Origin of the sequence: Tianweitania populi (genome assembly GCF_014652875.1) — a bacterium.
In the GTDB taxonomy this organism is placed as follows: domain Bacteria; phylum Pseudomonadota; class Alphaproteobacteria; order Rhizobiales; family Rhizobiaceae; genus Tianweitania; species Tianweitania populi.
The window spans coordinates 201,388-215,530 of record NZ_BMZQ01000004.1; the positions used below are offsets into that span (position 1 = coordinate 201,388).

Sequence of the window (14,143 nt, forward strand, 5' to 3'; positions counted from 1 at the left end):
TCAGGCTCCAAGCGCCAGCCAAAGACCGGCCAGTGCCGTCAGACCACCGGCGCCACGCGTCACCATCTGGCCAAGTTGCCCGCCAAACACCCGACCCAGTCCAAGGCCGATCACCACGCCCGCCAGGTGCAGAAAAGCGGTGGCCAGCGCAAAGCCGATCATGAAGGACGCAGCCCCTGCCTCGCCGAGTTCCCCGCCATGCGCATGGCCATGGAAGAAGGCGAAGAAGCCGACCATCGCCATGGCCGCCGGCGTGGGAACCTTGAGCGCTGCCGCCGCTGCCAACCCGATGACGACGACGGAAGCGAGGATCACAGGTTCCACAAAGGGCAGCGGTGCGCCGAAAAGGGCTGCGGCAAAGCCGAGCATCATCGTTCCGACGAAGGCCACTGGCACCTGCCACAGCGCACGACCGCCGAGCAAAGCCGCCCACAGCCCGACCGCGACCATGGCAAGGATATGATCGGCGCCAAACAGCGGATGCGAGAAGCCTGCTGCAAACGAGCCGTGCTCGCCCGGATCGAGATGCGCGAAAGCGGGCGCGGTTGCAGCGAGAAAAACGAAAGCGCTGATTGCCAGGCGGTTGCGGATCATCATGGGTGTTCCCTCGGATATTGCTGGTAATCAGCGGATGGGCTCGTGAACGGTCACCAGCTTGGTGCCGTCCGGGAATGTTGCCTCCACTTGAATGTCGTGGATCATTTCAGGCACGCCTTCCATGACCTGTTCGCGCGTAATCACATGCGCGCCGGCTTCCATCAGATCGGCAACCGCCCGCCCATCGCGCGCGCCTTCGACCACGAAATCACTGATCAGAGCGATAGCCTCGGGATGGTTGAGCTTCACGCCGCGCTCAAGTCTGCGTCGCGCGACTATCGCCGCCATGGAAATCAGCAGCTTGTCTTTTTCGCGCGGAGTGAGGTTCATTGTCCGGTCCTTCTCAGATGGTCCACAAGCGCGGCAGCGTACCGGCGCCTGAAAGCAGCGCGATGGCTGGAGCCAGAACGCGTCGCAACGCCAGGCCGGATGGCGCGAGCGCGCGCAGAACCAGCCGATCTTCGATGACGCTTGCGCCGGCTGCAACATGCGCCGGAAGCAAGGAGCGCAGCGCTTCAAGCTTGTTCGCGGCATCGGGCGTTATCGCCAGCACGGTGGCAAAGGCATTGTTGCCGGCGAGAAGCGAGAGGGCGCCGCGTTCGATGTCGGTTCCGTCCAGACGTGTCGCTTCCGCATGGATCAGCCGCCCGTTGCGACGAATGCGCCAGTTGTCGCTGAGGCAGGCACGGCGCGCCGTCTCCCCCATAGCCTCTCGGCCAAGAAGAACCGCTTCCACTGCCGTAAAGGTCGCGCCCTCCTCCAGATCGACCTCAAGCCTGCGCTCGAGGCGGCTCCTTTCGAACAGGATCGTTTCCTGCGGCAGCCAGTCGAGATGGGCATCGCGCCCAACCTGAAGCTTCACCAAAATCTCGGCAGCATCCCCGGTCGACCGGTAAGCGCGTTCGCAGGCTTGCGTCGTCAGCACCACCTTACAGCCGGCGGAAGCCTCGGCTTCCCAGCCAATCGCATCGCCGCCGGTAAGCCCCCCGGACGTGTTGATGAGCACCGCCTCCAGCGCCGATCCGTGCGCCCGCGGCAATCGAAGCTTGCAGCAGCCTTCCTGGTAGAGCGTCGCCAACCGCGTCCGGCCATCACGCAACTGCGTACCCAGCCGACCCGTGCCGGAGGAGCGTTGCATGGTGATAGGAGGCGCTGCGTTCGTGAGCTGAGATTGCATGATATCAGACGGTGAGATGCCGCTTTACCTCAGGCATGTCGAGATCGCTGGCTGGCCCCGAATGCAGTATCTCACCGCGATCCATGATGTAGATGGCGTCGGCGAGCTGCCGGCAGAAGTCGAGATATTGTTCGACCAGCAGGATCGTCATGCCCATCTGGTCGCGAAGGAATTGCAGAGCGCGGCCGATGTCCTTGATGATGGAGGGCTGAATGCCTTCGGTCGGCTCGTCGAGGATCAGCAGTTTCGGCCGCATGACCAATGCCCGGCCGATCGCGAGTTGCTGTTGCTGGCCACCGGAAAGATCGCCGCCTCGACGTGCCAGCATCGCGTTCAGCACGGGAAAAAGCTGGAAAACATCGGAAGGAATGCTCCTGTTTTTCCGGTTTAGCGGCGCAAAACCGGTGAAAAGGTTCTCCTTGACGGTCAAAAGCGGGAAGATTTCCCGCCCTTGCGGCACAAATCCGATGCCAGAACGGGCTCGATCATATGCGGCCGTAGAGCCGATCGACCTGCCCTCGAACTGCACGCTGCCCGATGTCAGCCGATGATGACCGACGATCGCGCGCATCAGACTGGTCTTGCCGACGCCGTTGCGGCCAAGCACGCAGGTGATCTTGCCCGGCTCGGCTTGAAGCGAGACGCCGCGCAGAGCTTGCGCCGCGCCATAATGCAGAACCGCGTTTTTGACTTCGAGCATGCTGATACTCACCGTCCGAGATAGACTTCGACCACGCGCGGGTCGGCGGAAACATGGTCGAGCGATCCTTCAGACAGCACCGAGCCTTCATGCAGGCAGGTGACCTTGACGCCGAGTTCCCTAACGAAATGCATGTCGTGTTCGACCACGATCACGGAATGATCGCGTGCTATGTCCTTGAGGAGCCTTGCAGTTTCTTCCGTTTCCGCGTCGGTCATGCCGGCCACAGGTTCGTCGACCAGAAGCAGTTTCGGGTCCTGGGCGAGCAGCATGCCGATTTCCAGCCACTGCTTTTGGCCGTGACTAAGATCGGCGGCAAGATCGTCGCGGCGGTGGGTAAGACGGACCGTTTGGAGGATCTCGTCGATCCGCACGCTTTCCCCTGACGATCGGCGCGCGAACAGGGCCGACAGGATCGAGCGCTCGCCGGCAAGTGCCAGAACCAGATTGTCCTCAACCGTATGGCTTTCGAACACCGTCGGCTTCTGGAACTTGCGGCCGATGCCCATCGTGGCGATGTCGGCTTCGTCATGCTTGGTGAGATCGACGTCCCCGTTAAAGAAGACCTGTCCAGAATTTGGCCGGGTCTTGCCGGTAATGATGTCCATCATGGTGGTCTTGCCAGCGCCGTTGGGGCCGATGATCGCGCGCATCTCGCCCTGGTCGAGAACCAGCGACAGATTGTTGATCGCCTTGAAGCCGTCAAAGGCAACCGATACGCCGTCGAGGTAGAGGATGGTTCCGCTTTTGCTCATGCTCATTCCGCCGGCTGGACTTCGGCGCCGGGCAAGGGCGCGGGCTCTTGTTTGCGTATGCGACGGCGGTGGCCCGTCCACTGGTCGTAAAGACCGAGGATGCCCTTGGGCAGGAACAGCGTGACGAAGATGAACAGCCCTCCAAGCGCAAACAGCCAGAGTTCCGGCAGCGCGCCGGTGAACCAGCTTTTTGCGCCATTCACCAGCAACGCGCCGATAATGGGTCCGATGATCGTGCCGCGCCCGCCCACTGCCGTCCACACTACGACTTCGATGGAGTTGGCCGGTGCAAATTCGCCGGGATTGATGATGCCGACCTGCGGCACGTAAAGCGCGCCCGCAATGCCGGCCATGACAGCCGAGACGGTGAAGGCGAAAAGCTTGACGTTTTCCGGCCGCCAGCCAAGGAAGCGCGTGCGGGGCTCGGCGTCACGCACCGCAATCATCAGCTTTCCATACTTGGAGCCGACGATGGCCGCAGTGACCACGACGCCCAGTGCCAGCGCCAAAGCGCTCAGGGCAAACAGGGTTGCGCGCGTCGTTTGCGCCTGGACGGGGAAACCCACGATGTCTTTGAAGTCGGTCAGTCCATTATTGCCGCCAAAGCCCATGTCATTGCGGAAAAAGGCGAGCAGCAGCGCGTAGGTCATCGCCTGGGTGATGATGGAGAGGTAAACGCCGGTCACCCGCGAGCGGAATGCGAACCAGCCGAACACGAAGGCGAGCAGACCGGGCACGGCCATCACCATCAAGGCCGCGAACCAGAAATGGTCGAAGCCGAGCCAGAACCACGGCAGTTCCCGATAGTTCAGGAAGACCATGAAATCGGGCAGGATCGGGTTGGCGTAGACACCGCGCGAGCCGATCTGGCGCATAAGATACATGCCCATTGCATAGCCGCCGAGCGAGAAAAAGGCGCCGTGGCCGAGCGAGAGAATGCCGCAATAGCCCCAAACCAAATCGAGCGCGAGGGCCAGCAGGGCATAACAGAGATACTTGCCGAACAGCGCAACGAGGTAGGTCGGCACATGGAAGGGATTGTCTGCCGGCAGGGCCAGGTTCAGCACCGGCACGAGGATGGCTACCGCCACGAGAAGCAGCAGCGTGAGCTGGATGCGGGGGCTGAAACCGTTGCTCAGGAAGCGTTGTGTGATCATCCGGTTATGCTCCCTGACGCACCGACGCCAAGCCGAACTTCGGACAAGGCCCCATCCCTCCAGCCGTCATCCTCGGGCTCGTCCCGAGGATCTACCCACGCTTCTAAGTTCCCCCTGCTATGGGTGCAGATCCTCGGTACAAGCCCGAGGATGACGGGCGTAGTTGGTACGCTGAAAACCGCGATCATGCTTCCACCGCCCTGCCCTTGAGCGCAAACAGACCGCGCGGTCGTTTCTGGATGAACAGGATGATCAGCACGAGCACGAGGATCTTGCCGAGCACGGCGCCCGCATAGGGTTCGAGGAACTTGTTGAGGACGCCGAGGCTCATGGCGCCGACCAGCGTGCCCCAGAGATTACCGACGCCGCCGAATACGACAACCATGAAGCTGTCGATGATGTAGCTTTGGCCGAGATTGGGCGAGACGTTGCCGATCTGGCTGAGCGCCACGCCCGCAATACCGGCGATGCCCGAACCCAGGGCAAAGGTGAAGGCATCCACCCAAGGCGTGCGGATGCCCATGGATGCGGCCATCCGCCGGTTCTGGGTGACCGCGCGCATATGCAGGCCCCAGCTCGTGCGGTTGAAGACGAACAACAGCACGGCGAAGACGGCCAGTGCGAAAACGACGATCCAGAGCCGGTTCCAGGTGATCGCCAATTGTCCGAGCTCGAAGGAGCCCGACATCCATGAGGGATTGCCAACCTCGCGATTGTTCGGGCCGAAGATGGTGCGCACCGCCTGTTGCAGGATCAGCGACACACCCCATGTGGCGAGCAGCGTTTCCAGCGGACGGCCGTAAAGAAAGCGGATGATGCCGCGTTCCATCGCCAAACCGACCGCCCCGGCAACGAGAAAGGCGGTGGGCGCGGCGATGAGGAGCGACCAGTCGAACAGGCCGGGCGCACCGGCGCGGATCGCTTCCTGCACGGCGAAGGTCGTGTAGGCACCGAGCATCACCATTTCGCCATGCGCCATGTTGATGACGCCCATGACGCCGAAGGTGATGGCAAGGCCGATGGCGGCCAGCAGGAGAACCGATCCGAGCGACAGGCCGAACCAGACATTCTGAGCCATGTCCCAGGCGGCCAGCGTCGTGTTGATACGGTCCGCCGCGCCTTCGGCGGCGGATTTGAGATCGCCCTGCGCGTTGGCCGCGAACCCGTTGAGCAGCGAGAGCGCCGCGCGGTCGCCCATGCCACCGAGAAGGGCGATGGCCTCTTCCTTCTGGGCATCAGGCAAGTCGGACTGCAAGACAGCAGCGGCTCGGGCTTGTTGGAGGCGCATCTTCACCGCCGGCACGCTTTCCCCGGCGATTGCGCCATCGAGCGTTTCGATCGCGTCAGGATCCGGCGTCTGGAACAGCGTATCGGCAGCGCGCATCCGCGCATTGGGATCCGAGGCGCTGAGCGTCAGTGAGCCCAGCACACCGCGGATCGTGCGGCGCAGCCCATTATTGACGCGGATCTTGGTGTAATCGCGTGCGACGCCGGCATCCGCCACGGCTTCCCCGGACAGCGGATCAAGCACACGAAGTCCGCCGCGCTCTTCAAGAATGAAAATCTGCTTGTCGGCTTTACGGACATGGAGGACGCCGTCCGACAGGGCGTTGAGCGAACGCGCCACCACCGGATCGCCGGTGGCGCCGAGTTCCTGCACGACTGCCTCGATTTGCGGGAAGCCCTTTGCGTCGCCAAATTTCGTAATGATTGAACGGACTTGCGCTTCGTCGGCATGGGCCGGAGCGAGGAAGGCAATGACGAAAGCCAGAAGCAGCGGGAGAACTGCGAGACTGCGGCTTTGTCGGCAATGTTGGACACGTCTTTGCAAGGTCAGCTTCCAGGTCCTGGCGGCAGTCAGTCCGGACGGCAGAAACCGCCGTCCGGGTCGTCAGCTTGCTTTAGTTGGTGGCCTTGCCGCCGCACTTGCCGGAAGCGGTGTTGAAGTTGCCGCAGTTCATTGGGGCGCGCCAATCCGCGATCAGGTCCTTGGAGTCGGCCAGGTAATCCGACCACTCGTCACCCACCACGACGCCCGGCGTTTCCCAAACCGTTTCCATCTGGCCATCGGCCTGGATTTCGCCGATCAGCACCGGCTTGGTGATGTGGTGGTTCGGCATCATGGTGGAATAACCGCCCGACAGGTTCGGCACGGATACGCCGACCAATGCGTCGATCACCGCGTCCGGATCGGTGGTGCCGGCCTTTTCGACAGCCTTCACCCACATGTTGAAGCCGATGTAGTGGGCTTCCATCGGGTCGTTGGTGACGCGCTTGTCGTTCTTGATATAGGCCTTCCACTTGGCGATGAAGTCGGCATTCTCAGGCGTATCGACCGACTGGAAGTAGTTCCAGGCCGTCAGGTGACCGACCAATGGTGCGGTGTCGAGACCGGCGAGTTCTTCTTCGCCCACCGAGAAGGCAACGACCGGGATGTCCTCGGCCTTGATGCCCTGGTTGGCGAGTTCCTTGTAGAAGGGCACGTTGGCGTCGCCGTTGATGGTCGAAACCACGGCGGTCTTCTTGCCGGTCGAGCCAAAGTTCTTGATGTCGGTCACGATCGTCTGCCAGTCGGAATGACCGAACGGCGTGTAGTTGACCATGATGTCTTCCTTGGCCACGCCTTTGGCTTCGAGATAGGCGGCCAGGATCTTGTTCGTGGTCTGCGGATAAACATAGTCCGTGCCGGCCAGAACCCAGCGCTCGACGCCTTCCTCGTTCATCAGGTAGTCGACAGCCGGGATTGCCTGCTGGTTCGGTGCAGCACCGGTGTAAAACACGTTGCGCTGCGATTCCTCACCCTCATACTGCACGGGGTAGAACAGGATGTTGTTCAACTCCTCGAACACCGGCAGCACGGACTTGCGCGACACCGAGGTCCAGCAGCCGAACACGGCCGCGACCTTGTTGGCCGAGATCAGCTCGCGGGCCTTTTCAGCGAAAAGCGGCCAATCGGACGCCGGATCGACCACCACGGCTTCGAGCTTCTTGCCGAGCACGCCGCCCTTCTTGTTCTGCTCGTCGATCAGAAACAGCATCGTGTCCTTGAGCGTGGTTTCCGAAATCGCCATCGTGCCCGACAGCGAATGAAGGACGCCGACCTTGATGGTTTCTTCCTGCGCAAAGGCAGCGCCGGCAGTGAAGCTGATCGAGCCAGCCAGCGCGGCGGCAAGCACGCCGCGACGCGTAAGTTTCAGGTTCATTTTTATGTTCCCCTTCGAAAGATGCGGCCGCATCCGTGGCCCCACCAGCAGACTGCCCGCATCTTTTCGCAGTGCACATACGTCGATTGACGTAGTGGCTTCGGGGACGTAGCAAGCTACCAACAGCCTAAACTTTTGGCATATTGCAGAAATGGCTTGATTGTAGTCATCTGCGCGCGAAGCGCTTCACGCGCGGATGACTGGGATATCGATGGCGCGGCAGCGGATCTTGCCAGTTCGGCGCGAGTACAATCGCTGGGTGGCCGACGAAACACTGGAGGATTACGCGCTTCGCTTTACCGCCAAGAGCGCGCGGCGCTTTTCAAGCCGTCGCATTTCGCAAACGGCGATCGGCGCGATCTCCTTTTTGGCGCTGGAAGCGATCGGCGGGGCGATCACGCTGTCCTACGGCTCGGTCAACGCGGTTGCGGCCATTCTCATCGCCAGCCTCTGCATCATGGCCGTAGGCATTCCGATCGCGCGTTATGCGATGCGTCACGGGCTCGACATCGACCTGCTGACGCGCGGCGCGGGCTTTGGCTATGTCGGCTCGACGGTGACGTCGCTGATCTATGCCAGCTTCACCTTTATCCTTTTCGCGATCGAAGCCTCGATCATGTCGAGCGCGCTGGAACTGGCGCTCGGCGTGCCACTGTGGCTGGGCTATATCGTCAGCGCGGTCGCGGTGATCCCGCTGGTGACGCATGGTGTGCGGTTGATCAGTCGGTTTCAGATCCTGACGCAGCCGGTCTGGATCGTGCTGAACATCCTGCCCTTTCTGTTCATCTTCCTGCTGGATTGGGACAAGCTGGCGCTATGGTGGCGCTTTCCCGGCGCGCATGAGCCAGTAAACAGCGTTGCATTTCTCGATGTCGCCAAGTTCGGCGCGGCGTCCGCCGTTATTCTCGCCCTCATGACCCAGATCGGCGAGCAGGTCGATTTCCTGCGCTTCGTGCCTGCGCATGACACGACGAGCCGCCGCTACCGATTGAGCGTCTTTTTGGCGGGACCGGGATGGGTCGTGCTCGGCGCGCCAAAGCTGATTGCGGGCTCGTTTCTGGCGGTGCTGGCGCTGTCGAACGGCGTGCCGCCCGAGCACGCCGGCGAACCCGCGCAGATGTATGCGGCGGCCTTTGGCTACATGATGCCGAACGAGACAGCGGCACTCATGCTGATGGTGGCGTTCGTCGTCGTTTCCCAGCTCAAGATCAATGTCATGAACGCTTATGCGGGGTCGCTGGCGTGGTCGAACTTCTTTGCTCGCCTGACGCATAGCCATCCCGGCCGCGTGGTCTGGCTGGTGTTCAACGTCGCGATCGCACTGCTTTTGATGGAACTCGGCATCTATCGTCTGCTGGAACAAACGCTGACGGTGTTCTCCATCGTGGCGATGGCCTGGCTCAGCACGGTCTCAGCCGATCTGTTCGTCAACAAGCCGCTCGGCCTTGCGCCTGATGGCATCGAGTTCAAGCGCGCGCATCTCTACGACGTCAATCCGGTTGGCGTCGGGGCCATGATCCTGTCGGGCGGCACAGCGCTAGCGGCGCATTTTGGTGCGTTCGGCGTCATGGCGGCAGCGCTGGCGCCTTACATCGCGCTGGTCGTGGCCTTTGTGGCCGCACCGGCCATCGCCTGGGGCACGGGCGGGCGCTATTATCTCGCGCGGCGGTCGCGCCGCAGCTGGGCGAGCCGCAGCGAAATCACCTGCTCGATCTGCGAGCATCCGTTCGAGCCCGAGGACATGGCATGGTGTCCGGCCTATGCCGCGCCGATCTGTTCGCTTTGCTGCTCGTTGGATGCGCGCTGCCACGATCTGTGCAAGCCGAAGGCGCATTTGCGCGCGCAGGCACAGGTGGTGGCGGATGCAACGCTCCCTTCCTGGGCGGTGGAAAGCCTGCAAACCCGGCTCGGGCGCTTCGGCATCGCCATGGCTTTGTCGCTCGGGATGCTCGCTGCGATCCTCGGCATGGTCTACGCCTTCGCCACCCGCGCGGCACCGGACACGGCGGAGGTGGTGGGCGCAACCATCGTCGTCGTGTTCTTCATCCTGGCGGTGGTGGCCGGCGTCGTGTCCTGGTTCCTCGTGCTCGCCCATGACACGCGCAAGGTCGCGGAAGAGGAAAGCGCGCGCCAGAACACTCTGTTCCTGCGCGAGATCGCTGCGCATCGAAAAACTGACGCCGCCCTTCAGGACGCCAAGGAAAAGGCCGAAGCCGCCAATCGCGCGAAGAGCCGCTATGTCGTGGGGCTTAGCCATGAGCTGCGCACACCGCTCAACGCCGTGATGGGCTATGCGCAGATCTTAGAACGCGAAAGCGAAGCGCCGCCCACCTGGCAGTCAGGCGTCAAGGTGATCCGCCGCTCGGCCGAGCATCTGTCCGGCCTCATCGACGGTCTGTTGGACATCTCCAAGATTGAGGCGGGTCGGCTGCAGGTCTATTCCAACGAGATCAACCTGTCCGAATTTCTCGACCAGATCGTCGGCATGTTCCGCATGCAGGCGGAAGCGAAAGGCTTGGTTTTCCGCGAAAAGCGCGACCCGACGCTGCCGCTTTACGTGCGCACCGACGAAAAGCGGCTGCGGCAGATCCTGGTCAATCTTCTGTCCAATGCCATCAAGTTCACGCGCAGTGGGCATGTGGAGCTTGCGATCGCCTACCGTTCGGAGGTTGCGAGCTTTCAGGTCAGCGACAGCGGGCCGGGGATCGATCCCGACGATCTCCAGCGCATCTTCGAGCCGTTCACGCGCGGGCGTGCCGAACGCGACCGGCTTTCGCCAGGTCTGGGGCTCGGTTTGACGATCACCAAGCTCCTCACAGAGACGCTGGGCGGCGAGATCACGGTCAGAAGCGCGCTCGGCGAAGGCTCGACCTTTCAGGCGCGGTTGATGCTAGCGCGGGTCAACCGGCCTGCCAGCCTTGCCGTGCAGGATGCGATGATCACCGGCTATGCAGGCGCCCGCCGCACCATCATGGTCGTCGATGACAATGCCGATCATCGCGATATGGTCCGGCAGATGCTGGCGCCGCTCGGCTTCACGGTTCTGACCGCAACCGATGGTCCGGATTGTTTGACGCTGCTTGAGGGCTTGGAGCCCGACCTCTTCCTTGTCGACATCCTGATGCCGGACATGACCGGCTGGGAGCTGGTGGAGCGGCTCCGTAGCCGAGGCATCAGCGCGCCCGTGATCATGCTCTCGGCGAATATTGGCGATGGCGTTGCGCGCAGCGGTGAGCATTCCGGCCATGACGATGCGCTCGCCAAGCCGTTCAACCTCACCCAGTTGCTCGACAGGATCGGTCTCCAGCTTGGCCTCGACTGGATCAAGAAGGCCGCTGAAGGCGCGAAACCTCAGCCTTCCCCGGACCTCGGCGCCCAGTTGGCGGTACCCAATACCCACGAGATCGAGGAACTGCTGCGGCTGGGGCGGATCGGCTTCGTGCGCGGCATCGATCGCAAACTTGCTGATCTGAGTGTCACACCGGGCTATCGACCTCTTGTCGAGAAGCTGCGGGCGCATGTCGAAGTCTATGACTTTGCAGGTTATTCAAAGCTGCTCGAGAGCGTGAAGGAAGAGGTCGGCGTTGCAACCTGAAGGCGACATCGTTCTGGTTGTCGACGATTCCCCCGATGCGCTCGGCTTCATCACCCATGCGCTGGAAGAGGCCGGGATTGACGTCCTTGTGGCCACCAGCGGCGAGGCAGCGCTTCAGATCGCGGTGGAAATCGTTCCTGATGTGATCCTGATGGATGCGGTCATGCCCGGCCTGGACGGGTTCGAGACCTGTCGGAGACTGAAGGCGCTGCCCGGCCTCGGCCATGCTCCAGTGATCTTCATGACCGCGCTGACCGACACCGAGCACGTCGTGCATGCGCTGGAGTCCGGCGGCGTCGATTACCTCACAAAGCCCATCAACCTCGAGGAATTACGGGCGCGCATGCGCGTGCATCTGGCACTTGCGCGACAAACCCGCAGCGCACGCGTGGCCCTTGATGCAGCGGGCCGGCATTTGATGGCCTTTGCCGCATCCGGCACCTGCCACTGGGCGACACCGCAGGCGTCCCGCTTGATCGAACAACCGGGAATGCCAGGTGATGCGCAGGCCCTGATCAGCCAGCGGATACGCAATTGGCTTGGTGCGCGCACGGTTGCCACCGGCGAAACGTCGAGCCTGCTCCTTAGTCCCGGATTGACGATCCACCTTACCTATCTTGGCTTGATCGGCACGGACGAACACCTGTTCCGGTTGATTACCGAAGGAGAGGCCAATCAGGAAGAAGCGCTGCGCCAGCATTTCCGCCTCACCGCGCGCGAAAGCGAGGTGCTGCTATGGATTGCGCGCGGCAAGTCGAACCGCGACATTGCTGCCGTGCTGAGCCTCAGCCCGCGAACGGTCAACAAGCATCTGGAACAGATCTACACCAAGCTCGGCGTTGAAAACCGCGCTACCGCCGCCGTGAAGGCGATGCAGGTTCTGAACCCCTAGTCTCCCTTCGCTTTGCCAATACCCGAGGAACAGCTTTATGAAACGCGCCGTCAGTCATACCCATGGCCTCACGTCTTCGCAGGAGATTGCCGGACGCGTCGTGCTCGCTCATGATGAGCGGCATCTCCGGCGTAAGCGGCTGTCGCTTCAGGGCGGTGGCGACGTGCTGGTCGATTTTCCAAGCGCGATCGTTCTCGCCGATGGCGACGCGCTGGTTCTTGAAGACGGCACATTGATTGCCGTCTCCGCCGCACAGGAACCCCTCTACGAGATCACGGCGCGCGATCCCAACCATCTTGCCAAGCTCTGCTGGCATCTCGGCAACCGCCATCTGCCCGCGCAGATCGAGGAACACCGCATCCTGATCGGCCGCGATCACGTCATCCGCGACATGCTGATCGGCCTCGGCGCCCGCGTAAGCGATGTGGAAGCGCCCTTCTCACCGGAACGCGGCGCATATCATGGGCATGGGGATGATCACGGCCACGATCATGCCCATTCCAAGCACCATCACCACCATGACTGACGGCCTTGCGCTGCAACGGCTTCTGATCTGGGCCTCACCGGCCTTTCCGGTGGGAACGTTCGCTTATTCCGGCGGGCTGGAAACGGCGATCGCGGAAGGAGCGGTCCGCGACGCCGAGGCTATGCGCGATTGGCTTGAAGGCAATCTGCAAAGTGGCGCCGGGCGCAACGATGCCATCCTTGCGGCGCTTGCCTGTCGGGCGCACGACGATGCCGCGCGACTGTCCGACCTCGCCGATCTCTGCCTTGCTTTAACGCCCGCGCGGCAGCGTCATGAGGAACTGCTGGTGACCGGCCACGCCTTCATTCAGGCCGCCAAGGCATGGTCCGATCCGGTCCATGAACGCCTTCCCGCCGCGTGTCCTTACCCAATCGCTTTCGGTGCAATCGCCGGCGCGGCCTCGATCAATGCGGTCAACGCCGCGCTCGCCTTTCTCACCGCCTATGCTCAGGCGCAGGTCTCCGTTGCGGTCAGGCTCATACCGATCGGACAAACCAGCGGTCTCGCTATCCTGGCTGCGCTCGAGCCCTTGATCGCAGACCTCGCAAAGACGCTTGCCGACGCCGACGAAAACGACCTCGGCGCCATCGCCTATGCAACCGACATCGCCGCGATGAACCACGAAACGCTCACTACAAGGATCTTCCGCTCATGACCTCTCCCAACGGACCACTGCGGATCGGCATCGGCGGCCCTGTCGGCTCCGGTAAGACGACGCTTTGCGAGAAGCTGCTGAAGGCGATGCGCGATGGCTATTCGATGGCTGTCGTGACCAACGACATCTACACCAAGGAAGACGCGTTGATCCTGGCGCGGCTGCAAGCGATTTCCGAAGACCGGATCGTTGGTGTCGAAACCGGCGGCTGTCCTCATACCGCCATCCGCGAAGACGCCTCGCTCAACCTTGCGGCTATCGCCGACCTGAACAAGCGCTTTCCCGATCTTGACGTGATCCTGATCGAAAGCGGTGGCGACAATCTTGCGGCCACCTTCTCACCCGACCTCGCCGACCTGACGATCTACGTCATCTCGGTCTCGCAAGGCGAGAAAATCCCGCGCAAGGGCGGCCCTGCCATCACGCGCTCCGACCTGCTGGTGATCAACAAAACCGACCTCGCACCTTATGTCGGCGCCGACCTCGACATCATGCGCTCGGACACCGAAAAGGTGCGGCAAGGACGCCCTTACATCATGAGCGACCTGTCGCGGAAGGCAGGGCTCGAAGCCATCGTCGCGTTTATCGAGCATGAGGCAGGCCTGCAGATGACAGTATCGTCGTGACGGCATCATGAGGTCCATACGTCAACGAAGCACATGAAGTGAGATTGACCCTAGAGTCGCAAAAGTCTATGCTGATGCATACGCTTTGGGAGGAGCTGTGTCATGGCCGAGCGCTCATTCGCACGCGAAGTGGAGGATCTCCGGCTGGGCGACGGCGAGGAGTTCCGGGGGGAAGGCATTCTCGCCATTACGAAGGCTCTGCTGCAATCCGGCGTGTCTTATGTCGGCGGGTATCAAGGTTCGCCGATCTCCCACCTGAT

At 62.1% G+C, this 14,143-nt stretch carries 13 protein-coding genes; 5 read left to right on the forward strand and 8 right to left on the reverse strand.

Annotated features, from left to right (window positions below; genetic code table 11):
- From IE166_RS18425 to urtA, 8 genes are all read right to left on the reverse strand, one after another.
- Positions 1–594: a HupE/UreJ family protein gene (locus IE166_RS18425; protein ID WP_189506890.1), complete on the reverse strand. Its 594-nt coding sequence runs from the start codon at positions 592–594 to the stop codon at positions 1–3.
- A gap of 30 nt (positions 595–624) precedes the next feature.
- On the reverse strand, positions 625–927 hold the full coding sequence (locus tag IE166_RS18430) for an urease subunit gamma (RefSeq protein WP_189506838.1): 303 nt from the start codon (positions 925–927) through the stop codon (positions 625–627).
- 13 nt (positions 928–940) lie between these two features.
- Positions 941–1,735: an urease accessory protein UreD gene (locus tag IE166_RS18435; protein WP_244641581.1), complete on the reverse strand. Its 795-nt coding sequence runs from the start codon at positions 1,733–1,735 to the stop codon at positions 941–943.
- A gap of 43 nt (positions 1,736–1,778) precedes the next feature.
- On the reverse strand, positions 1,779–2,474 hold the full coding sequence (gene urtE, locus IE166_RS18440) for an urea ABC transporter ATP-binding subunit UrtE (protein WP_189506842.1): 696 nt from the start codon (positions 2,472–2,474) through the stop codon (positions 1,779–1,781).
- 8 nt (positions 2,475–2,482) lie between these two features.
- Positions 2,483–3,229 (reverse strand): urea ABC transporter ATP-binding protein UrtD, encoded by a 747-nt coding sequence (gene urtD, locus IE166_RS18445; protein WP_189506844.1) that lies wholly within the window; start codon positions 3,227–3,229, stop codon positions 2,483–2,485.
- Positions 3,230–3,231: 2 nt separating this feature from the next.
- Entirely contained in the window at positions 3,232–4,386 is a 1,155-nt protein-coding gene (gene urtC, locus IE166_RS18450) for an urea ABC transporter permease subunit UrtC (RefSeq protein ID WP_189506846.1), read from the reverse strand.
- A 184-nt stretch (positions 4,387–4,570) separates the two neighbouring features.
- Complete coding sequence (gene urtB / locus IE166_RS18455; RefSeq protein WP_189506848.1) at positions 4,571–6,217, reverse strand: urea ABC transporter permease subunit UrtB; 1,647 nt, start codon at positions 6,215–6,217, stop codon at positions 4,571–4,573.
- A 70-nt stretch (positions 6,218–6,287) separates the two neighbouring features.
- Positions 6,288–7,589: an urea ABC transporter substrate-binding protein gene (gene urtA, locus IE166_RS18460; protein WP_189506850.1), complete on the reverse strand. Its 1,302-nt coding sequence runs from the start codon at positions 7,587–7,589 to the stop codon at positions 6,288–6,290.
- Positions 7,590–7,785: 196 nt separating this feature from the next.
- On the opposite strand from urtA, the gene IE166_RS18465 reads away from it, so the two are divergent.
- Genes IE166_RS18465 through ureG form a run of 5 tightly spaced genes read left to right on the forward strand, consistent with a single transcriptional unit; the run spans position 7,786 to position 13,883 of the window.
- On the forward strand, positions 7,786–11,184 hold the full coding sequence (locus IE166_RS18465) for a hybrid sensor histidine kinase/response regulator (RefSeq protein WP_453900646.1): 3,399 nt from the start codon (positions 7,786–7,788) through the stop codon (positions 11,182–11,184).
- Positions 11,174–12,076: a response regulator transcription factor gene (locus IE166_RS18470; protein ID WP_189506854.1), complete on the forward strand. Its 903-nt coding sequence runs from the start codon at positions 11,174–11,176 to the stop codon at positions 12,074–12,076. The genes IE166_RS18465 and IE166_RS18470 overlap by 11 nt, the downstream gene beginning before the upstream one ends.
- Before the next feature lie 37 nt (positions 12,077–12,113).
- A complete protein-coding gene (locus IE166_RS18475) occupies positions 12,114–12,602 on the forward strand; it encodes an urease accessory protein UreE (RefSeq protein ID WP_189506856.1) in 489 nt (162 codons plus the stop codon).
- On the forward strand, positions 12,544–13,257 hold the full coding sequence (locus IE166_RS18480; RefSeq protein WP_244641582.1) for an urease accessory protein UreF: 714 nt from the start codon (positions 12,544–12,546) through the stop codon (positions 13,255–13,257). Before IE166_RS18475 ends, IE166_RS18480 begins: the two co-directional genes overlap by 59 nt.
- The gene (ureG, locus tag IE166_RS18485; RefSeq protein WP_189506857.1) at positions 13,254–13,883 is read left to right on the forward strand and encodes an urease accessory protein UreG; all 630 of its coding nucleotides are present in this window, start codon (positions 13,254–13,256) and stop codon (positions 13,881–13,883) included. The genes IE166_RS18480 and ureG overlap by 4 nt, the downstream gene beginning before the upstream one ends.
- The last annotated feature ends 260 nt before the right edge of the window (positions 13,884–14,143 follow it).

Excerpts from the sequence above, each read along its gene's own strand:
- IE166_RS18425 (WP_189506890.1), bottom strand. The coding sequence starts at position 594 with ATGATCCGCAACCGCCTGGCAATCAGCGCTTTCGTTTTTCTCGCTGCA.
- IE166_RS18430 (WP_189506838.1), bottom strand. The coding sequence starts at position 927 with ATGAACCTCACTCCGCGCGAAAAAGACAAGCTGCTGATTTCCATGGCG.
- IE166_RS18435 (WP_244641581.1), bottom strand. The coding sequence starts at position 1,735 with ATGCAACGCTCCTCCGGCACGGGTCGGCTGGGTACGCAGTTGCGTGAT.
- urtE (WP_189506842.1), bottom strand. The coding sequence starts at position 2,474 with ATGCTCGAAGTCAAAAACGCGGTTCTGCATTATGGCGCGGCGCAAGCT.
- urtD (WP_189506844.1), bottom strand. The coding sequence starts at position 3,229 with ATGAGCAAAAGCGGAACCATCCTCTACCTCGACGGCGTATCGGTTGCC.
- urtC (WP_189506846.1), bottom strand. The coding sequence starts at position 4,386 with ATGATCACACAACGCTTCCTGAGCAACGGTTTCAGCCCCCGCATCCAG.
- urtA (WP_189506850.1), bottom strand. The coding sequence starts at position 7,589 with ATGAACCTGAAACTTACGCGTCGCGGCGTGCTTGCCGCCGCGCTGGCT.
- IE166_RS18465 (WP_453900646.1), top strand. The coding sequence starts at position 7,786 with ATGACTGGGATATCGATGGCGCGGCAGCGGATCTTGCCAGTTCGGCGC.
- IE166_RS18475 (WP_189506856.1), top strand. The coding sequence starts at position 12,114 with ATGAAACGCGCCGTCAGTCATACCCATGGCCTCACGTCTTCGCAGGAG.
- IE166_RS18480 (WP_244641582.1), top strand. The coding sequence starts at position 12,544 with ATGGGGATGATCACGGCCACGATCATGCCCATTCCAAGCACCATCACC.
- ureG (WP_189506857.1), top strand. The coding sequence starts at position 13,254 with ATGACCTCTCCCAACGGACCACTGCGGATCGGCATCGGCGGCCCTGTC.